Raw genomic sequence first — 20,372 nt, forward strand, 5'->3', positions numbered from 1 at the left:
GATACAACCTTCAGTTAGTAATGTCGGTTGGTTTTTCTTCATATTTCCCGTTTCGCCAGTCCGCTGCAAATTCAGCCGGAGTCTGGTAGTTCAGCGATGAATGTGGACGACACTCGTTATAATCCTGCCGCCAGTCATTAATCGTTTTCCTGGCGTGAACGATATCGCTGAACCCGTGCTCATTGAGGCACTCATCCCTGAATCGTCCGTTAAAACTTTCAATAAATCCGTTCTGTGTTGGCTTGCCCGGCTGGATAAGCCGCAGCTCCACCCCATGCTCATAAGCCCACTGGTCAAGTGCTCTGCAGGTAAACTCCGGCCCCTGGTCAGTTCTTATCGTCGCCGGATAGCCGCGAAACAGTGCAATGCTGTCCAGAATTCGCGTGACCTGAACGCCTGAAATCCCGAAGGCGGTGGTAATTGTCAGACACTCCTTCGTGAAGTCATCCACGCAGGTCAGGCACTTGATCCTGCGACCGGTGGCCAGCGCGTCCATGACAAAATCCATCGACCAGGTCAGGTTGGGCGCCTCCGGGCGGAGCAGCGGCAGACGTTCTGTTGCCAGCCCTTTACGACGTCGTCTGCGTTTTACGCCCAGCCCGTTAAGGTGGTAAAGACGGTACACGCGCTTGTGATTAACATGAAGGCCTTCACGGCGCAGTAACTGCCAGATGCGTCGGTAGCCAAAACGCCTGCGCTCCAGTGCCAGCTCAGTGATGCGCCCTGATAAATGCGCATCAGCCGCCGGACGCTGAGCATCATAGCGGCAGGTCGACAGGGACAAACCTGTAAGCCTGCAGGCACGACGTTGCGACAGACCGGTCGCATCACACATCAACACCACGACTTCCCGCTTCTGGTCTGTCGTCAGTACTTTCGCCCCAGAGCCACCTGAAGTGCCTCCTTATCCAGCATGGCTTCGGCAAGCAGCTTCTTGAGTCTGGCGTTCTCTTCCTCAAGCGACTTCAGGCGCTTAACCTCGGGCACCTCCATACCGCCATACTTCTTACGCCAGGTGTAAAAGGTGGCGTCGGAAATGGCGTGCCTGCGGCAGAGCTCACGGGCAGAAACCCCGGCTTCGGCCTCGCGGAGGATACTGATGATCTGTTCATCGGAAAAACGCTTCTTCATGGGGATGTCCTCATGTGGCTTATGAAGACATTACTAACATCGCGGTGTATTAATTAACGGGGAGCAGGTCAGCTGTATGGCGGCGTAATCCCCAAAAACAGGTGCTGGTTCATTCGGATCAGGGCAGTCAGTACACAAGCCATGAATGGCAGTCGTTCCTGAAATCACACGGCCTTGAGGGCAGCATGAGCCGTCGCGGTAACTGCCATGATAATGCGGTTGCAGAAAGCTTTTTCCAGTTGTTGAAACGCGAACGGATAAAGAAAAAGATCTACGGAACGCGGGAAGAAGCCCGCAGCGATATTTTTGATTACATCGAAATGTTTTATAACAGTAAGCGTCGGCATGGTTCCAGCGATCAGATGTCACCGACAGAATATGAAAACCAGTATTATCAACGGCTCGGAAGTGTCTAAATTATCCGTGGCGATTCATTCAGGCACAAAAAAAGACGTCCATTGACGTCTATTGATGTTCCGATGGTGCCGAAGGCCGAACTCGAATCGGCTCTTCATTAACTAACTCTGGCAACGTTTCCATCCAATCGCAATCCATCCAAATAGTCCCCATACCACTGCATCATCTCTTTCCTCCCTTCAAGATACTGCGCATGGTTATAGGTCCCGCGAATCGCGTTCTTGTCCACATGCGCGAGCTGGGTCTCAATCCAAGCAGTGTTGAATCCTTCCTCATGCAAGATTGTGCTCATGGTGTGACGAAAACCATGTCCGGTTGCTCTCTTATCGTAACCAATCCTTTTAATAACCATATTGATGCTGGCTTCGCTCATTGGTTTGTTAACATCGTTTCGACCTGCAAAGATAAACTGGTAAGTACCGGTCAATTGCTTTAGTTGCCGAAGTGCTGCTAAGGATTGAGCAGAAAGGGGGACTATGTGGGGTCGCCTCATCTTCATTCTACTTTTCGGTATTTCCCAGATATGGTTTTCGAAGTCGATTTCACTCCATTCTGCCATACGTAATTCGACGGTTCGTAAGCCCGTAAGCATGAGTAGTCGGGTCGCCAGAAGCGTTACTAGACTGCCGGTGTATTGTGAAAGCTTTTGTAAAAACTCGGGTAGCTCAGCAGCAGTAAGAAAGGGATAATGTTGTTTCTCGTACCCCTGTAAAGCACTACCAAGATCAGCCGCAGGGTTGTACTCGGCTCGGCCAGTAACAATAGCGTAACGGAACACTTCGCTACAACGTTGGCGCACTTTACTGGCAAGCTCCGGTGCACCTCGCTTTTCCATACGCTGCAATACAGACAGAAGCTCCAGTGGCTTTATCTCATTAACCGGCTGCGATCCAACAAAGGGAAATACATTGTTTTTGAAGGCCCGGTTAACATAGTCAGCGTAGTTTTTTGACCAGCCAGAAACTTTTGCGTTGTACCACTCAACCGCTATCGCTTCAAAAGTATTCGTAACCGATAGTTTTTGGGCAAGTAGTTCGGCTTTTTTAACTTCACCGGGATCTTTATCATTTGCCAATGTTTTTCTCGCTTCATCGCGCTTAGTGCGGGCTTCCGCAAGTGAGATGTCAGGATAGGTTCCGAACGAGAGTTTTTTCTCTTTACCGGCAAATCGATACTTCATTCGCCAGTACTTTGAACCGTTAGTATTGACCATGAGATAGAGCCCTCCGCCATCAGCGAGTTTATAGGCTTTATCTCTGGGCTTTGCAGTCTCGACCTGACGAGCATTCAGTGGCATTTGGGGGCCTCATTTTCCGTTGAACAGGATAAGCCCCCACTTAGGCCCCCAAACGATTATTGTTTCACGTAGATATGGGTAGACTTCAGTTGACGTCGCATAGCCTGAGAAGAGGAGTTATGGCTGATTATAAAAGGTTTTTATTGAATTCGGTAGACATCAGGAGAGTTATATCTGGTGTCCCCTGCAGGAATCGAACCTGCAACTAGCCCTTAGGAGGGGCTCGTTATATCCATTTAACTAAGGGGACGAAGCGGCACGATTATAACGCCATTTATCCAGGGCGTTAAGCTCGCCACCGCCTGACTGCTTAAAGTGTCGCCATTCACGCCGATTTTTTATCTTCTTCCGCCTCTTCCTGCCGGGCCTGCTCCCTGGCTTTGATTTCGGCTTTGCGTTTGTTCGACATATCGTTACGGATTTGCGCATGGCTTAGCAGGGCAAAAATAAAGGTGCCGCCGCAGATATTGCCTGCCAGGGTAGGGATGGCGAAGGGCCAGAAAAACTCGCTCCAGTGGATGGTGCCGTTAAAGACCAGATATAAAATTTCCACCGTACCCACCACGATATGGGTGGTATCGGCCAGGGCGATCAGCCAGGTCATCAGAATGATAACCACGATTTTGGCCGAACCGGCAGCCGGGAACATCCACACCATGGTGGCAACGATCCAGCCGGAGATAATGGCATTAGAGAACATTTCGACCGGGCTGTTTTCCATCACCCCGGTGCCGATTTTCACAAACGCGTCGCGGGTGGCCTCGTCAAATATCGGCATATATTCAAACGTCCAGGCCGCGACACCGGTGCCGATAATATTACCGAGCAACACCACGCTCCACAGGCGCATCAGCAGACCGAAATTACCCCAGGTCGGGCTTTGCATGATCGGCAGCACCGCGGTGACGGTATTCTCGGTAAACAGCTGCTGACGCGCCATGATCACGATAATAAAGCCAAAGGTATAGCCCAGATTCTCCAGCACCATCCCGCCGGGGATGCCTTCAAACTGTACGTGAAAAATACCCTTTGCCAGAAAAGAGGCGCTCATTGATAACCCGGCGGCGATAGCCGACCACAGCAGGGCCATGGCATCACGTTCCAGCTCTTTTTCACCATCCTGGCGAATATGCTCGTGGATGGCCATGGCGCGGGAGGGGAGTTGGTCTTCATCGACCTCAATCTCCTTTCCCCGGCGCTTCTCCTCACTTTCCACTTCCAGTTCTTCGGTATGCTGATCTATTTTCTCTTCTTTGAGTTCGTCCATTATGGTGCTCCTGATGTGGCTGATACCTTTAAGCGTAGCGGTTTTTGTCTCAACGCCTGTGGGTAAGCTCTTAAATTCCTGTTATGGCAATAAACGCGATACATCCCCGGCAAAGGCCGTATAAAATTGCCAGCCTAACGAAAACGTAAAGCCAGGCTATTCTGAGATCATAAAAAGGGTGTTTTGTTGCCCCGATTTGTGGTCGTAGACATCAGTAAGCGTGCTGATACAATCACTTGCACATTTACAGACGGAGCGCGAAAGCGCCAGTACGGATGGCTTTTGGTGATAGCCATACTTAACAGGGAGAAAGATATGAAACTTCGGCTGTCGGTGGTTGCGCTGGGCACCACGTTGCTGATGGGCTGCGCCAGTTCTGGCGAGCAGCAGGGGCGCTCCGATCCTCTGGAAGGATTTAACCGCACCATGTACAACTTCAACTATAACGTGCTGGATCCGTATGTGGTACGTCCGGTTGCGGTGGCGTGGCGTGATTATGTTCCGCAACCTGCCCGTAACGGCCTGAGCAACTTCACCAGCAACCTTGAAGAGCCAGCCGTGATGGCGAACTACTTCCTGCAGGGCAATCCCTATCAAGGCATGGTTCACTTCACGCGCTTCTTCCTGAACACCCTGTTAGGGATGGGCGGCTTTATTGACGTTGCCGGCATGGCGAATCCGAAGCTGCAACGTGAGCAACCCCACCGTTTCGGGAGTACCCTGGGTCATTACAATGTGGGTTACGGCCCGTATGTTCATTTGCCGTTCTACGGTAGCTTCACCCTGCGTGAAGATGGGGGTGATGCGGTCGATACCCTCTATCCGGTGCTGTCGTGGCTCACCTGGCCGCTGTCGGTGGGTAAGTGGACGCTGGAAGGGGTAGAAACGCGTGCACAGCTGCTGGATTCAGACGGCCTGCTGCGTCAGTCCTCCGATCCGTACCTTATGGTGCGTGAAGCGTATTTCCAGAACCATGACTTCATTGCTAACGGTGGCAAGCTGAAACCGGAAGACAACCCGAACGCGAAAGCGATCGAGAACGAACTCTCCGAGATTGATGCGGAATAAAAAAGAAAAGGTGAGCACGATGCTCACCTTTTTTTATCACTACGTGATTAGAACGCGTAGTTGAAGTTCATGCCATACAGCCAGGCTTTACCTTCAGAAGAGAACTCATATGGGCCTTCCTGGAAGGTCACTTTCTGACCATGCATATACGAGACACCCGCATCAATTGAGGCGTCTTTGTTGAATGCATAGGTCGCACCGGCGCTCAGCCAGAAGCGATCCTGGTCCGGAATAGAGATAGAACGTTTGTCTGCCGGAACCGGGCTGTCATCGAAGGCAATACCGGTACGGAACGTCCAGTTATCATCCATATAGTAGGTGGTACCCAGCGCGATGCGGTAAGCGTCACGGAAGCTTTCGTCTTTATAGAAAAGCGTATCACCGCCGCTGTTAGTGGCTTTCAGCTCCTGGAACTGGCTCCAACTGGTATAGGTCAGGCTATAGTGGACGGCCCATTGCGGCGCGACTCTGTTGTAGCCGGACAGTTCCCACATCTCAGGTAAATTCAGGGTCAGAGAACCGCCAGTGGTACGGCCATCCGTCCCCATTGGCAGACCAAAGTTGCCCAGAATCTGGTTGTAGGCGGAAGGCAGGCTGCTCTTATAGTCGCCATCGAAATCGATTTTTACTTCAGAACGGTAGGTCAAGCCATACCGGTTGTTTTTATCGATTTCATACAGAATACCGGCGTTCCAGCCAAAGCCCCATTCATCACCCTTCAGGTAGGCAATCTGGGTGTCTCCCGGGATCCCCGCGACCTGTCGCGCCAGAGCTGGAGGCAATCTGCCGGAGCCTGCGACGATGCGGCCCAGGTCACCCGCGTAGCGCTCAATTTTCGCTTTCGCATAGACAGCATCAAAGCCGGCACCGAAACTCCAGTGGTTATCCAGGCGATAAGCACCGCTCAGGTTCAGGTTGAGGGTTTCCAGGTCGGTTGTACCGCCGTAGGCCCCTGCTGCGTAGTTGTTATTAAACTCGGTCGCCAGTCCGTAGTTAGAGGTAACGGATGCGCCCCAGCCAAATTGTTCATTGATTGGCGCGACAAAGTGCAGGTTTGGAACCCATGCCGTTGGCGCGATGTTATCTGAGTTCAGGCTTGCACCCGTTGGGGAACGCCCGGTGATATCCACACCCGGGTCAACGAAGATGGCACCCGCGGAGAAGGTTGGACGATCAAACATCATGATCAGGGCAGGGTTACGGCTCGCGTTCCCTGCGTCATCAGCGATAGCACCTTCCCCGGAATAGGCACGGCCCAGGCCTGAGGAAGAAAACTCGTTTAACTGAAAGCCCGCTGACCAGGCGGAGGTGGAGACGATTGCCACTGCGATTGCGAGCGCAGTTTTTTTAAACAGGGTTTTCTGGCTCATGACCATAACCTCATTGAGTTATTTTTATTCAATATTTGTTACATAGAGTAACAGGAGCGCGAAGTGTAGGGTCTGTCGTAACACTTAGAAATCAGACCAGTGGCGAGAGTATAGGTCTGACCAGATAGAATGTTGCAAGTCTGTTTATTAATATTTACCGATATGTTTTTCGAAACGGGATCTGGTTGGCAAAATTGTGACCAGGTTGCTTCCTCCTAATGGGTGATTTTTGTTTTAGATCATTTTTACGTGTGATATTGCTCACTTACCCGTTTTTACGCCATTAACAACTGGAGCCACCCCCGGGCGGGGCGTAAAATATCAGCATTGTGTCTATTCGCGCCCTGCGCGACTACAGAGGAAATCTACTATGAGTAAATGCAGTGCTGATGAAACCCCGGTTTGCTGCTGTATGGATGTCGGTACCATCGTGGATAACACGGATTGCACCGCCTCTTACAGCCGTGAATTTGCCAGCCGTGCCGAAGCCGAAGAGACGCTGGCTGCGCTGACTGCCAAAGCCCGCGGCGTTGAGTCTGAACCTTGCGACATTTCTTCCACCTTCACCGAAGTGGACGGCGGGGTACGCCTGGATATCGACTTCGTGTTCAGCTGCGAAGCTGAGTCCCTGATTTTCCAGCTCGGTCTGCGTTAATTTCCCTTCAACGCCTCCTCTCCCGGAGGCGTTTCGTTTGCGCTCTGTGGCTTCGCTCGCAATTTTTCTTCTCCCCGATTGGCTAATGTAAAAATTTGATTAAGACTGTTATCAGGTCAGACCACTTTGCGCATTTGTTATTCACAGGGGAGCGTTATGAGTCAGGCATTACCGCTAGTCACCCGTCAGGGTGATCGCATTGCCATTGTCAGTGGATTACGTACGCCATTTGCCCGTCAGGCGACGGCTTTTCATGGCATACCCGCAGTCGATCTGGGAAAAATGGTAGTGGGGGAGTTGCTGGCTCGCAGCGAAATACCTCCTGAGGTGATTGAGCAGCTGGTTTTTGGCCAGGTGGTACAAATGCCGGAAGCGCCCAATATCGCCCGTGAAATCGTGTTGGGCACCGGGATGAATGTCCACACCGATGCCTACAGCGTCAGCCGCGCCTGTGCGACCAGCTTTCAGGCGGTGGCGAACGTCGCAGAAAGCCTGATGACGGGCACCATACGCGCCGGGATCGCCGGCGGCGCTGATTCGTCATCCGTTCTGCCCATTGGCGTCAGCAAAAAGCTCGCCCGCGTGCTGGTAGACGTCAACAAGGCCCGTACCACCGGGCAGCGTTTATCCCTTTTCTCGCGCCTGCGTCTGCGCGATCTGCTTCCCGTCCCGCCTGCCGTCGCGGAGTACTCAACCGGCCTGCGGATGGGTGATACCGCTGAACAGATGGCGAAGACCTATGGCATCACCCGCGAACAGCAGGATGCACTGGCGCATCGCTCGCATCAACGCGCCGCCCAGGCCTGGGCGGAAGGCAAGCTGACTGGAGAGGTGATGACCGCTTACACCCCGCCGTACCGCGAGCCATTAAGCGAAGACAATAATATCCGTGGCACCTCGACGCTGGCGGATTACGCCAAACTGCGTCCGGCATTCGACCGTAAGCACGGCACCGTAACCGCCGCCAACAGCACGCCGTTAACCGATGGTGCGGCGGCGGTGATCCTGATGACCGAATCGCGCGCCAGAGAGCTGGGCTTGATCCCGCTCGGCTATTTGCGCAGCTATGCCTTTACCGCCATTGATGTCTGGCAGGACATGCTGCTGGGGCCAGCCTGGTCTACGCCGCTGGCGCTGGAGCGTGCCGGACTGACGATGAACGACCTGACGCTTATCGACATGCACGAAGCTTTTGCCGCCCAGACTCTGGCTAACCTGCAACTGCTGGCCAGCGAACGCTTTGCCCGGGATGTGTTAGGCCGCACTCACGCAACAGGCGAGGTGGATGAAAACAAATTTAACGTGCTGGGTGGCTCTATTGCCTATGGCCACCCCTTCGCGGCAACCGGCGCGCGGATGATCACCCAGACGCTGCATGAGTTGCGCCGTCGCGGCGGCGGGTTTGGCCTGGTCACAGCCTGCGCGGCGGGTGGTCTGGGTGCCGCAATGGTTCTGGAGGCAGAATAATGGAGATGACAACGGCATTTACCCTGAATGTGCGGCTGGACAACGTGGCGGTGGTGACCATCGATGCACCAGACGAAAAGATGAATACCCTGAAAGCAGAGTTTGGCAGCCAGGTCCGTGCGATCCTGAAGCAGGTACGTGAAAACAAAACGCTTCGCGGGCTGGTGTTTATCTCGGCCAAACCGGACAACTTCATTGCCGGGGCCGATATCAACATGATTGCCCGCGCGAGCAGCGCGCAGGAAGCGGAGGCGCTGGCCCGTCAGGGACAGCAAATCATGGCCGAAATTCATGCCCTGCCGATCCCGGTGATTGCGGCGATCCACGGCGCTTGTCTTGGCGGGGGGCTGGAACTTGCCCTGGCCTGCCACGGGCGAATTTGTACTGACGACGCTAAAACGGTGCTGGGCCTGCCGGAAGTGCAGCTCGGCTTACTGCCCGGCTCGGGCGGCACCCAACGTCTACCGCGGCTGGTAGGTGTCAGCACCGCGCTGGAGATGATCCTTACCGGCAAACAGCTGCGCCCACGTCAGGCCCTGAAGGTCGGGCTGGTGGATGAGGTGGTTCCGCACGCCATCCTGCTGGAGGCTGCGGTGGCGTTAGCCCTGAAAGATAAACCGGTCGATCGTCGCTTACCGGTGCGCGAGCGTGTGCTGGCAGGCCCGCTGGGACGCACGGTGCTGTTTAAAATGGTGGCGAACAAAACGGAACAAAAAACGCAGGGTAATTACCCGGCGGCAAAACGCATTCTCGAGGTTATCCTTACCGGCCTGACGCAGGGCAGCAGCAGTGGCTATGCGGCTGAGGCCAAAGCCTTTGGCGAGCTGGCAATGACCCCGCAGTCACAGGCGCTGCGCAGCCTCTTTTTTGCCAGCACTGAGGTGAAAAAAGATCCCGGTAGCGAGGCAGAGCCAGCACCACTTGACGCTATCGGTGTGCTGGGTGGCGGACTGATGGGGGGCGGTATCGCCTTCGTCAGCGCCAGCAAAGGCAAATTACCGGTGCGAATCAAAGACATCAATCCGAAAGGCATCAACCACGCCCTGCAGTACAGCTGGCAGCTGCTTGATAAGAAGGTCAAACGCCGCCATATCAAAGCCAGTGAGCGCGATCGCGAACTGGCGCTGATCTCCGGTACGACGGATTACAGCGGATTCCGCCATCGCGACGTGGTAATTGAGGCGGTATTTGAAGATCTGGCCCTGAAACAGCAGATGGTGGCCGAGGTTGAAGCGCACTGCGCGCCACACACCATCTTTGCTTCCAACACCTCATCGTTACCGATTGGCGATATTGCAGCGCAGGCTGCGCGTCCCGAACAGGTGATCGGGCTGCATTTCTTTAGCCCGGTAGAAAAAATGCCGCTGGTGGAGGTCATTCCTCACGCCAGTACCAGCCCGCAAACCGTTGCCACCATTGTAAAGCTGGCAAAAATGCAGGGTAAAACGCCGGTAGTGGTGGCTGATAAGGCCGGGTTCTATGTTAACCGCATTCTGGCACCTTATATCAATGAAGCGATGCGCCTGCTGACCGAAGGGGAAAAGGTGGATCACATTGATAATGCGCTGGTGAAATTTGGTTTCCCCGTTGGGCCAATCCAACTTTTGGATGAGGTGGGAATCGATACCGGCACTAAAATTATACCTGTGCTGGAAAGTGCTTACGGGGAACGATTTAGCGCGCCTGCAAATATTGTTTCTGCAATTTTGAATGACGATCGCAAAGGCAGAAAAAATGGACGCGGTTTCTATCTTTACGATGCGAAAGGGCGTAAAAGCAAGAAGCAAGTAGACCCGGCGATTTATGGGCTTATTAAACCTACTGGCGAAGGCAAACTGTCCGCGACGCAGTGCGCAGAGCGCTGCGTCATGATGATGCTCAACGAGGCGGCGCGCTGCTTTGATGAGCGTGTAATCAGAAACGCTCGCGACGGCGATATTGGCGCAGTGTTTGGCATAGGTTTTCCACCTTTCCTGGGTGGCCCGTTCCGCTATATGGATAGCGTGGGCGCGGGTGAAGTTGTTGCGATTTTACAACGACTGGCTGTGCAAAATGGGCCACGGTTCACACCGTGTGACACATTATTGCAAATGGCGGATCAGGGGCTGCGATTTTGGCCAGCAAAAGAAACTGACCCTGTAAATTAAGGTCAAATAAGAGTAAATCCGCCGTTGAATGGGTAGGCGCTGTCTAAGTTGTAAACAGACATTGACTATACTTACGCCGTTGAGGTAAAAAACAGCGTTTCATTCAACGGATGGATCAGGCACAATGCCCGGCCATCGGGTTTTCTACCTCGTGATATGTTCACGCGGGGTGTTAACACCGGTGATCCTGGTCAACAAAAGCGGTGCAATATGCAAGTTTTTATCATGCGTCACGGTGACGCGGCACTCGATGCTGCCAGTGACTCTGTTCGTCCTCTGACGCCTTGCGGCTGTGACGAGTCCCGTCAAATGGCAACCTGGCTGAAAGGGCAAAAAGTGGATATTGAACGTGTCCTCGTCAGCCCGTTCCTGCGTGCTGAACAGACACTGGAAGTGGTAGGGGAGTGTATGAATCTGCCTGCCGGTGTCGATGTCCTGCCAGAGCTTACCCCTTGTGGCGATGTGGGTATGGTCAGCGCCTATCTTCAGGTGCTGAGCAATGAAGGTGTCGCCTCTGCGCTGGTGATTTCCCATCTACCGTTAGTGGGCTACCTGGTGTCTGAACTCTGCCCGGGCGAAACGCCGCCGATGTTCAGTACGTCTGCCATTGCCAACGTCACCCTCGATGAAAAGGGTGTCGGCGTGTTCAACTGGCAAATGAGCCCCTGCAATCTGAAGATGGCGAAAGCAATCTGACGTAAACCCCATCCAGGCGGGTAGCCTCAGCCACCCGCCTGCCTGTCAGGGCAGCTCAGGTGGTTGCCACTCTTCCACTTCAATCAGCACCAGTAATGCGGCATCACCGCCGTACTCTTTGGGTGCCTGATGAAAAGCCATCACGTGCGGGTGTTGAGCAAGCCACAACGGGGTTTGCTGCTTAAGAATGTGCTTTCCGTGGCCGTGCATCACACAGGCGCAAAAGACATGTTCCCGGCGGCAGGCGGCAATCAGCGCGCCCAGTTCCTGTTTGGCCTGCATCTGGGTTAACCCGTGCAGATCGAGAAACAGCTCCGGCGAATAATCCCCACGACGCAATTTTTTCAGCTCGAAATGGCTCACATCCGAACGCACATACTTCACTGCGCCCTCGGTGTTGAGCAGCGGCTGAAACTCATCGGAAAAATAGTGGCTGGCGTCGGCCTGCTCCTGGATCAACCGTTTTACCGGCACTTCGCTCACTTTTTTGCGTAACGGAGGGTGGACGATGGTGTCCTGTTTGATTTTACGCGTGCCGGTCATCAGCTGACGAAACAGCGTTTGATCCTCCTCGCTCAGGGATGTTTTCTTTTTCATGGGTCCGTCTCATCTCTTATTTCCGACAGTGTACCTGACTCGCCGCGCGGCAAAACGCATTTTTTACCCCCAAGCCGTTAGCGACAGTGCTGATTTATCGCCGTCTTCGTGGCACACTAGCCGCCGAAAATTTAGCGAGCATGCCCTGGAGAACATAGTGGATAAAATTTTTGTCGATGAAGCGGTGAATGAGCTGCAAACCATTCAGGACATGTTGCGTTGGGCGGTCAGCCGTTTCAGCGCGGCCAATATCTGGTACGGTCACGGTACCGACAACCCGTGGGATGAGGCGGTGCAGCTAGTGCTGCCGTCTCTCTATCTGCCTCTGGATATCCCGGAAGATATGCGTTCGGCGCGCCTGACGTCCAGCGAGAAACACCGCATCGTTGAACGTGTGATCCGTCGCGTTAACGAACGTATCCCGGTGGCTTACCTCACCAATAAAGCCTGGTTCTGCGGGCATGAGTTCTTTGTCGATGAACGCGTGCTGGTGCCGCGCTCGCCGATCGGTGAGCTTATCAATAACCAGTTCGCCGGTCTGATTGATCATCAGCCGGAGCACATTCTGGATATGTGTACTGGCAGCGCCTGCATCGCCATTGCCTGCGCCTACGCCTTCCCGGAAGCGGAAGTGGATGCCGTGGATATTTCCCCTGATGCGCTGGCAGTAGCGGAGCACAATATTGAAGAGCACGGTCTGATCCATCACGTCACGCCGATCCGTTCCGATCTGTTCCGCGACCTGCCGAAAGTGCAGTACGACCTGATTGTGACCAATCCGCCATACGTTGACGCAGAAGATATGTCCGACCTGCCGAACGAATATCGCCATGAACCTGAACTCGGTCTGGCGTCCGGCTCTGATGGTCTGAAGCTGACCCGCCGTATCCTCGCCTGCGCGCCGGATTATCTGACTGATGACGGCATTCTCATTTGTGAAGTGGGTAACAGCATGGTACATCTGATGGAGCAATACCCGGATGTGCCGTTCACCTGGCTCGAGTTCGACAACGGTGGCGACGGCGTCTTCATGCTGACCAAAGCGCAGCTTCTCGCCGCGCGTGAATACTTCAGCATCTATAAAGATTAATCCAACGGGCTTCGGCCCGTTTCACATTGCGCAAACACAGAAAGCTCAACACAGAACAACGAAAACGGAGCCGTGATGGCAGGAAACAGTATTGGACAATTATTTCGCGTGACCACCTTTGGTGAGTCGCATGGTCTGGCGCTGGGTTGCATCGTTGATGGCGTACCGCCAGGCATCGAACTGACCGAAGCCGATTTACAACACGATCTCGACAGACGTCGCCCAGGGACATCGCGCTATACCACCCAACGCCGCGAGCCGGATCAAGTCAAAATCCTGTCAGGCGTCTTTGAAGGACGCACCACCGGCACCAGCATTGGTCTGCTGATTGAGAACACTGATCAACGCTCGCAGGACTACGGCGCCATCAAGGACGTGTTCCGTCCGGGGCACGCGGATTACACCTACGAGCAAAAATACGGTTTTCGTGACTACCGCGGCGGCGGACGCTCCTCCGCCCGCGAAACCGCCATGCGTGTCGCCGCTGGCGCAATTGCCAAAAAATATCTGGCGCAGAAGTTTGGCATCGTTATTCGCGGCTGTCTGAGCCAGATGGGTGACATTCCGCTGGCGATTAACGACTGGGATCAGGTTGAACAGAACCCGTTCTTCTGCGCAGATGCGTCGAAGCTGGAAGCGCTGGACGAACTGATGCGTGGCCTGAAGAAAGAGGGCGATTCCATCGGGGCTAAAGTCACGGTCGTGGCCGATGGCGTGCCGCCAGGCTGGGGTGAGCCGGTCTTCGACCGCCTGGATGCTGACATCGCCCATGCAATGATGAGCATCAACGCGGTAAAAGGCGTCGAAATTGGCGACGGTTTTGGCGTTGTGGCGCTACGGGGCAGCGAGAACCGCGACGAAATAACAAAAGACGGCTTCCAGAGCAACCACGCGGGCGGCGTGCTCGGCGGCATCAGCAGCGGGCAGCAAATTGTCGCCCACATCGCGCTGAAACCGACCTCCAGCATTACCGTGCCGGGGCGCACCCTTAACCGCGCGGGCGAAGAAGTCGAGATGATCACCAAAGGGCGTCACGATCCTTGCGTTGGGATCCGCGCGGTGCCGATCGCAGAAGCGATGCTGGCGATCGTGCTGATGGATCACTTCCTGCGTCAGCGCGCGCAGAATGCGGATGTGACGACTCCTCTTCCACGCTGGTAACCATGAAAAAAACCGCAATTGCTCTGCTGGCGCTGCTTGCCAGCGGCGCCTCGCTGGCGGCAACGCCATGGCAGAAAATCACCCACCCGATAGCGGGGAGCGCCCAGTCGATTGGCGCGTTTTCCAATGGCTGTATCGTCGGTGCCCAGGCGCTGCCGCTGCAATCCGACACCTTTCAGGTGATGCGTACCGATCAGCGCCGTTACTTTGGCCACCCGGATCTGGTGCTGTTTATTCAGCGGCTGGGTAATCAGGTGCATAACCTGGGGCTAGGCACAATGCTGATTGGCGATATGGGGATGCCTGCCGGAGGACGTTTCAACGGCGGTCATGCCAGCCATCAGACCGGGCTGGATGTGGATATCTTCCTCCAGCTGCCGAAAACGCGCTGGTCATCTTCCCAGCTGCTGAAGCCACAGGCGCTCGATCTCGTCGCCAGCGACGGTAAGCGTGTGGTGCCGTCGCGCTGGTCGCAGGAGGTCTCCAGCATGATTAAGCTGGCGGCGGAAGATAACGACGTGACGCGCATTTTCGTCAACCCGGCCATCAAGCAGCAGCTCTGCCAGGATGCCGGAACCGACCGCGACTGGCTGCGTAAAGTGCGACCGTGGTTCCAGCACCGCGCGCATATGCACGTGCGCCTGCGTTGCCCGGCGAACAGCCTCGAGTGTGAAGACCAACCGTTACCGCCGCCAGGCGATGGCTGCGGCGCGGAATTACAAAGCTGGTTTGAGCCAGCGAAACCTGGAACCACCAAGCCTGAGAAGAAGACACCGCCTCCGTTGCCGCCTTCCTGCCAGGCGCTACTGGATGAGCATGCCCTGTGATGGACCAATTTATAGAGTTGTTTATGGTGTCGCCGCTGCTGCTGGCGGGGCTGTTTTTTATCGCCATGCTGGCCGGATTTATTGACGCCCTGGCCGGCGGCGGCGGGCTGCTGACCGTTCCGGCCCTGCTGGCGGCGGGGATGAGCCCGGCGCAGGCGCTGGCAACCAACAAGCTGCAAGCCTGCGGCGGCTCCTTATCCGCGTCGATCTATTTTATCCGCCGCAAAGTGGTGAGCCTTGCCGATCAGAAGCTTAATATCCTGATGACCTTTATCGGGTCCACCAGTGGTGCGCTGCTGGTTCAGCACGTGCAGTCCGACGTGTTGCGCCAGATTTTGCCGATCCTCGTGATTTGTATTGGTCTCTACTTTTTGCTGATGCCAAAACTCGGGGAGGAGGACCGGCAGCGTCGTCTGCACGGATTGCCGTTTGCCCTGATCGCCGGGGGCTGCGTCGGCTTCTATGACGGCTTTTTCGGCCCCGGCGCCGGGTCGTTTTACGCTCTGGCCTTTGTAACGCTGGCCGGTTTTAATCTTGCCAAATCCACCGCGCACGCCAAGGTGCTGAACGCCACTTCTAACCTGGGTGGCCTGCTGCTGTTTATCATCGGCGGGAAGGTGATCTGGGCAACCGGCTTTGTGATGATGGTCGGACAGTTTCTGGGCGCACGGGTTGGATCGCGCCTGGTATTAAGCAAAGGGCAACAGCTCATCCGTCCGATGATTGTCATTGTCTCGGCCGTCATGAGTGCCAAACTTCTTTATGACAGCCACGGACAGGAGATCCTCCACTGGTTGGGGATGAACTAATGAACAGTACGCATAAATATGAACAGCTGATTGAGATTTTCGACAGCTGCTTCGCCGATGATTTTAATACCCGTCTGATTAAAGGCGACGACGAACCGATCTATCTTCCAGCAGATGCCGAGCTTCCGTATCACCGTATCGTGTTCGCACATGGCTTTTATGCCAGCGGTTTGCATGAAATATCGCACTGGTGTATTGCAGGAAAAGCACGTCGCGAGCTGGTGGACTTTGGCTACTGGTACTGCCCGGACGGACGTGACGCCGCAACCCAGGGGCAGTTTGAAGATGTCGAAGTGAAACCCCAGGCGCTGGAGTGGTTGTTCTGCGTGGCGGCAGGATTCCCGTTCAACGTCAGCTGTGACAACCTCGAAGGCGACTTCGAGCCAGACCGTATTGTCTTCCAGCGCCGCGTTCACGCGCAGGTGATGGACTACCTTGAGAAAGGCATCCCGGAACGTCCGGCGCGCTTGATCAAGGCTTTACAGAATTATTACCACACGCCGGAGATCACGGCGGAATGCTTCCCGTGGCCGGAAGATCTTTAATAGAGGAAAGAAGATGATCGCAGAGTTTGAATCACGCATTCTGGCGTTAATTGATGACATGGTAGAACACGCCAGTGACGATGAGCTGTTCGCCAGCGGTTATCTGCGTGGGCACCTGACGCTGGCTGTTGCCGAGCTGGAAGCCGGGGATGACCATTCACCCGCAGCGGTACACGCTGAAGTGGCCCGCAGCCTGGAAAAAGCCATTCTGGCAGGCGAACTCTCCCCACGCGACCAGTCGCTTGTGCTGGGAATGTGGGAAACCCTGTTTCAGAAAGCCAGCCTGACGTCATAAGTTAGCGTCAGGAGAGGTAGCCGGGCAAGCGAAAGCGCCGCCCGGCGCGCGAATGGCTCCACAGCCAGACGCCCGGTGGCGCCACGTTTGCCGGGCTTAGGATTTCACCCTTTTCCCCTTCAGCAACTTCCGCACCCATAATCGATTCGGATTCAGCGCTGCCAGCGTCGCGGCATCCAGCGGGATCGGCTCGTGGCTCATTTGCGCGGCAAGGATTTCAGCCGTCAGCGGGGCTGTACAAAGCCCGCGTGAACCCAGTCCGCCAAGCATAAACAGATTACGGTGCTCCGGGGCACTCACCGCCTTATCTTTATTGGCGGCTAAATCCTGATACGCCGACAGGGTAGCGTCATAGTCCGGCACTGTCCCGGTCATCGGCAGGTGGTCGCGAGTGGCGCAGCGAATGCCGTTGCGCGCCTCTCCGGCGCTGACATCCACCTCACGCGCCCATGCTGCCTGGGGGAAGCAGTCGAGCAGCCGCTGGCGATTATGCTGCTGATCCTCGTCGCTATACTGCGGCTCCGTCTGCCCACGATGGTAACTTGCGCCGATACAGTGCTGCCCGTTAGCCGGGTTTTGCGGAGTCAGATATCCGTCGTAGCAGAGGACCTGACGCAGTAGGCTCAAATGCGGCGCCGCCGGGATATGGCTCACCTGACCGCCTACCGGATAGACCGGCAACTGTGCGGTCTGGCTGAACTCGCTAATGCCATGCCCGTTCGCCAGCACCACGCTGCCGTGCTGCGCGGGCTCACCGTCGTCAAACTGCAGCGACCAGTGCGCCCCGGTCTGCGCCAGCGACGTCACCTTGCGGCCATATTGCACCTGCAGGCCGAGCGTTTGTGCCAGGGTGATGACCGCCGCGGTAAGCTGTGCCGGGCATAGCCAGCCGCCGAGCGGATACTGGATCCCGCCGCAGCCGGTCGGTACGCCGATACTCTCTTCTACCTGTTCGGCGTTAACCGCAACGGCGATCTGCTCGGGCAGGCCCAGGGCGAGCATGTGGTTAATTTTCTGCTGACTCTTTTCATCCCAGCCAAGCTGAGTCACGCCGCACCAGTCATGATCAAACGCGACCGGCAGAGCATCGTATAAACGACGAGCAAAGGTAAACGCCGTCGGGAAAAACTGGCTCAGCGCCGCGTCGTGGGCGCTCAGCAAAGGATAAAGCGCCCCCTGGCGATTGCCGGAAGCCCCCGTTGCCGGAGCCTCATCGGCGCAGTAGAGCGTCACCTGCCAGCCACGGCGTAGCAGCGCCAGCGACAGCAGGGCGCTGGCAATCCCGCCGCCAACCACAGCGGTTTCCCGCCCATCGCTGGCGGTGCGGGCAAACCACGGCGTGCGGGCAGGGGAAGGGTGATTTTGCTCCATCACCCCAATGAGCATTTCGCGCTTGCGGCCAAAGCCTTTGGTTTTTTGCACGGTGAAGCCCGCATCCTGCAGACCACGGCGCACAAACCCGGCACAGGTAAAAGTGGCGAGCGTCGCCCCAGGGCGCGCCAGGCGGGCCATCGCGGCAAACAGCTGCGGACTCCACATATCCGGGTTTTTGGACGGCGCAAACCCGTCGAGGAACCAGGCATCAACCTGCTGGTTGAGAGAATCATCGAGCTTGTCAGTCAGTTCGTTGATATCACCGAGCCAGATATCGAGGGTCACTCGCCCGCCGTCCAGCAGAAGACGATGGCAGCCCGCGATAGGCAGTGGCCACTGGGCCTGAAGCTGCTCTGCCCAGGGCACTAATTCAGGCCAGTGCTGATGCGCCAGACGCAAATCTTCGGCGGACAGCGGAAATTTCTCAAAACTGATGAAATGTAACCTTTGCAGCGTAGCGTCAGGGTGAGCGGCGCGGAAGCGATCGAAGGCTTGCCAGAGAGTGAGAAAATTCAACCCGGTGCCAAATCCGCTCTCCGCCACCACAAACAGACTGCGGGGATGATGAGGAAAACGGGAATTCAGCTGGTTTCCGTCGAGGAAAACATAACGTGTCTCCTCCAGTCCGTTATCATTAGAGAAGTAGACATCATCAAAATCTCGGGAAACAGGTGTACCCTCAGCGTTGAATTCGAGGTTGGCAGGTTGTATGGCGTTTTGTTTCACGTAAGTTACTCGTCTGACAGGCTGTGCCGCGATCTTAACGATGTGCGTCTGTCGGTGCAAATTTCCGCAGAAATTGGCTGATCGGACTTGTTCGGCGTACAAGTGTACGCTATTGTGCGACTCGAAACTTAAAATAGTGCGACTTACAGAGGTATTGAATGAAACGTGCAGTGATTACTGGCTTGGGCATCGTTTCCAGCATCGGTAATAACCAGCAGGAAGTCCTGGCATCTCTGCGTGAAGGACGCTCCGGGATCACCTTCTCTGAAGAGTTTAAAGATTCTGGCATGCGTAGCCACGTATGGGGTAATGTCAAACTGGACACCACGGGCATGATCGATCGCAAAGTGGTCCGTTTCATGAACGATGCCTCTATCTACGCCTACCTCTCCATGCAGGAAGCGATTGCTGATGCAGGCCTGAGCGAAGAGGTTTATCAGAACAATCCACGTGTGGGCCTGATTGCTGGCTCCGGTGGCTCATCAAAAGCTCAGGTCTTCGGTGCCGACGCCATGCGTAGCCCGCGCGGCCTGAAAGCGGTGGGTCCATACGTTGTGACCAAGGCGATGGGTTCAGCGGTTTCCGCCTGCCTCGCAACGCCGTTCAAAATTCATGGCGTAAACTACTCCATCAGCTCTGCTTGTGCCACCTCTGCACACTGTATCGGTAACGCGGTAGAGCAGATCCAACTGGGCAAACAGGACATTGTCTTTGCTGGCGGCGGCGAAGAGCTGGGCTGGGAAATGGCCTGTGAGTTCGACGCGATGGGCGCACTGTCTACCAAATACAACGAAACCCCAGAAAAAGCCTCCCGTACCTATGATGCAAGCCGTGACGGCTTCGTTATCGCAGGCGGCGGCGGTATGGTTGTGGTTGAAGAGCTGGAACACGCTCTGGCCCGTGGCGCACACATCTACGCTGAGATCGTTGGCTACGGTGCAACTTCCGATGGCGCTGACATGGTTGCCCCGTCAGGTGAAGGCGCAGTGCGCTGCATGAAGATGGCGATGCACGGTCTGGATACCCCAATCGACTATCTGAACTCCCACGGCACCTCTACGCCGGTAGGCGACGTAAAAGAGCTGGGTGCAATCCGCGAAGTGTTCGGCGACAACAGCCCGGCCATCTCCGCGACCAAAGCCATGACCGGTCACTCTCTGGGCGCCGCTGGCGTGCAGGAAGCCATTTACTCTCTGCTGATGCTGGAACACGGCTTCATCGCCCCAAGCATCAACGTGGAAGAGCTGGACGAGCAAGCTGCTGGCCTGAATATCGTTACCGCGACCACCGAGCGTGAGCTGAACACCGTGATGTCCAACAGCTTCGGTTTCGGCGGCACCAACGCCACACTGGTCATGCGTAAGCTGAAAGCATAAGCGTTTGAATGTATAGTAGAAGGGAGCCTCTGGCTCCCTTTTTTTATGCCTGAACAT

The 20,372-nt window shown here is 55.5% G+C and carries 18 protein-coding genes, 1 tRNA gene and 1 pseudogene; 13 read left to right on the forward strand and 7 right to left on the reverse strand.

Features of this window, described 5'->3' with window-relative positions; translation table 11 throughout:
* Positions 1–10 precede the first annotated feature (10 nt).
* A protein-coding gene (locus C3F35_RS18695; protein WP_103792218.1) for an IS3 family transposase occupies positions 11–1,131 on the reverse strand; the annotation gives its coding sequence in 2 pieces (ribosomal slippage) (positions 11–873 and positions 873–1,131; 1,122 coding nt in all).
* Between the two features lie 71 nt (positions 1,132–1,202).
* Here C3F35_RS18695 and C3F35_RS18700 point away from each other — a divergent pair.
* Positions 1,203–1,547: pseudogene (locus C3F35_RS18700) on the forward strand (IS3 family transposase); the annotation flags it as partial.
* A gap of 98 nt (positions 1,548–1,645) precedes the next feature.
* Here the strand turns inward: C3F35_RS18700 and C3F35_RS18705 are convergent.
* The 3 genes from C3F35_RS18705 to C3F35_RS18715 all read right to left on the reverse strand — a co-directional run bounded on the left by C3F35_RS18705 (position 1,646) and on the right by C3F35_RS18715 (position 4,112).
* Complete coding sequence (locus C3F35_RS18705; RefSeq protein ID WP_007851503.1) at positions 1,646–2,845, reverse strand: tyrosine-type recombinase/integrase; 1,200 nt, start codon at positions 2,843–2,845, stop codon at positions 1,646–1,648.
* Between the two features lie 175 nt (positions 2,846–3,020).
* Positions 3,021–3,095, reverse strand: a tRNA-Arg gene (locus C3F35_RS18710).
* A 75-nt stretch (positions 3,096–3,170) separates the two neighbouring features.
* The gene (locus C3F35_RS18715) at positions 3,171–4,112 is read right to left on the reverse strand and encodes a formate/nitrite transporter family protein (protein WP_103792217.1); all 942 of its coding nucleotides are present in this window, start codon (positions 4,110–4,112) and stop codon (positions 3,171–3,173) included.
* Between the two features lie 315 nt (positions 4,113–4,427).
* On the opposite strand from C3F35_RS18715, the gene mlaA reads away from it, so the two are divergent.
* Positions 4,428–5,180 carry a phospholipid-binding lipoprotein MlaA gene (mlaA, locus tag C3F35_RS18720; protein WP_032612884.1) on the forward strand — a complete coding sequence of 251 codons (753 nt, stop codon included), beginning with the start codon at positions 4,428–4,430 and terminating at the stop codon, positions 5,178–5,180.
* Between the two features lie 47 nt (positions 5,181–5,227).
* Here the strand turns inward: mlaA and fadL are convergent, their stop codons facing one another.
* Complete coding sequence (gene fadL / locus C3F35_RS18725; protein WP_163603158.1) at positions 5,228–6,550, reverse strand: long-chain fatty acid transporter FadL; 1,323 nt, start codon at positions 6,548–6,550, stop codon at positions 5,228–5,230.
* Positions 6,551–6,920: 370 nt separating this feature from the next.
* Here fadL and C3F35_RS18730 point away from each other — a divergent pair, with 370 nt between their 5' ends.
* The 4 genes from C3F35_RS18730 (at position 6,921) to sixA (ending at position 11,515) form a co-directional block, all read left to right on the forward strand.
* Positions 6,921–7,205 carry a YfcZ/YiiS family protein gene (locus tag C3F35_RS18730; RefSeq protein ID WP_032612881.1) on the forward strand — a complete coding sequence of 95 codons (285 nt, stop codon included), beginning with the start codon at positions 6,921–6,923 and terminating at the stop codon, positions 7,203–7,205.
* A gap of 156 nt (positions 7,206–7,361) precedes the next feature.
* Positions 7,362–8,672: an acetyl-CoA C-acyltransferase FadI gene (fadI, locus tag C3F35_RS18735; protein ID WP_103792216.1), complete on the forward strand. Its 1,311-nt coding sequence runs from the start codon at positions 7,362–7,364 to the stop codon at positions 8,670–8,672.
* A complete protein-coding gene (fadJ, locus tag C3F35_RS18740; protein ID WP_103792215.1) occupies positions 8,672–10,819 on the forward strand; it encodes a fatty acid oxidation complex subunit alpha FadJ in 2,148 nt (715 codons plus the stop codon). The genes fadI and fadJ overlap by 1 nt, the downstream gene beginning before the upstream one ends.
* A 210-nt stretch (positions 10,820–11,029) precedes the next feature.
* Positions 11,030–11,515 carry a phosphohistidine phosphatase SixA gene (gene sixA, locus C3F35_RS18745; protein WP_032612875.1) on the forward strand — a complete coding sequence of 162 codons (486 nt, stop codon included), beginning with the start codon at positions 11,030–11,032 and terminating at the stop codon, positions 11,513–11,515.
* A gap of 45 nt (positions 11,516–11,560) precedes the next feature.
* On the opposite strand, the gene smrB is transcribed toward sixA, so the two are convergent.
* On the reverse strand, positions 11,561–12,112 hold the full coding sequence (gene smrB / locus C3F35_RS18750) for an endonuclease SmrB (protein WP_032612873.1): 552 nt from the start codon (positions 12,110–12,112) through the stop codon (positions 11,561–11,563).
* 157 nt (positions 12,113–12,269) lie between these two features.
* On the opposite strand from smrB, the gene prmB reads away from it, so the two are divergent.
* From prmB to C3F35_RS18780, 6 genes are all read left to right on the forward strand, one after another.
* On the forward strand, positions 12,270–13,202 hold the full coding sequence (gene prmB, locus C3F35_RS18755) for a 50S ribosomal protein L3 N(5)-glutamine methyltransferase (RefSeq protein ID WP_032612871.1): 933 nt from the start codon (positions 12,270–12,272) through the stop codon (positions 13,200–13,202).
* A gap of 75 nt (positions 13,203–13,277) precedes the next feature.
* Positions 13,278–14,363 (forward strand): chorismate synthase, encoded by a 1,086-nt coding sequence (gene aroC / locus C3F35_RS18760; RefSeq protein ID WP_032612869.1) that lies wholly within the window; start codon positions 13,278–13,280, stop codon positions 14,361–14,363.
* A gap of 2 nt (positions 14,364–14,365) precedes the next feature.
* Positions 14,366–15,190: a penicillin-insensitive murein endopeptidase gene (gene mepA / locus C3F35_RS18765; RefSeq protein WP_077227437.1), complete on the forward strand. Its 825-nt coding sequence runs from the start codon at positions 14,366–14,368 to the stop codon at positions 15,188–15,190.
* A complete protein-coding gene (locus C3F35_RS18770; protein ID WP_032612865.1) occupies positions 15,190–15,999 on the forward strand; it encodes a sulfite exporter TauE/SafE family protein in 810 nt (269 codons plus the stop codon). Before mepA ends, C3F35_RS18770 begins: the two co-directional genes overlap by 1 nt.
* On the forward strand, positions 15,999–16,544 hold the full coding sequence (locus tag C3F35_RS18775) for an elongation factor P hydroxylase (RefSeq protein WP_103792214.1): 546 nt from the start codon (positions 15,999–16,001) through the stop codon (positions 16,542–16,544). Before C3F35_RS18770 ends, C3F35_RS18775 begins: the two co-directional genes overlap by 1 nt.
* 13 nt (positions 16,545–16,557) lie before the next feature.
* Positions 16,558–16,839: a YfcL family protein gene (locus C3F35_RS18780; RefSeq protein ID WP_032612861.1), complete on the forward strand. Its 282-nt coding sequence runs from the start codon at positions 16,558–16,560 to the stop codon at positions 16,837–16,839.
* 96 nt (positions 16,840–16,935) lie between these two features.
* Here C3F35_RS18780 and mnmC read toward each other — a convergent pair whose 3' ends face one another.
* Complete coding sequence (mnmC, locus tag C3F35_RS18785; protein WP_059307459.1) at positions 16,936–18,939, reverse strand: bifunctional tRNA (5-methylaminomethyl-2-thiouridine)(34)-methyltransferase MnmD/FAD-dependent 5-carboxymethylaminomethyl-2-thiouridine(34) oxidoreductase MnmC; 2,004 nt, start codon at positions 18,937–18,939, stop codon at positions 16,936–16,938.
* A 158-nt stretch (positions 18,940–19,097) separates the two neighbouring features.
* Between mnmC and fabB the strand changes: the two genes are divergently transcribed.
* Positions 19,098–20,315 carry a beta-ketoacyl-ACP synthase I gene (gene fabB, locus C3F35_RS18790; protein WP_032612857.1) on the forward strand — a complete coding sequence of 406 codons (1,218 nt, stop codon included), beginning with the start codon at positions 19,098–19,100 and terminating at the stop codon, positions 20,313–20,315.
* The last annotated feature ends 57 nt before the right edge of the window (positions 20,316–20,372 follow it).

The organism is Leclercia sp. LSNIH3, assembly GCF_002935105.1.
GTDB lineage: Bacteria > Pseudomonadota > Gammaproteobacteria > Enterobacterales > Enterobacteriaceae > Enterobacter > Enterobacter adecarboxylatus.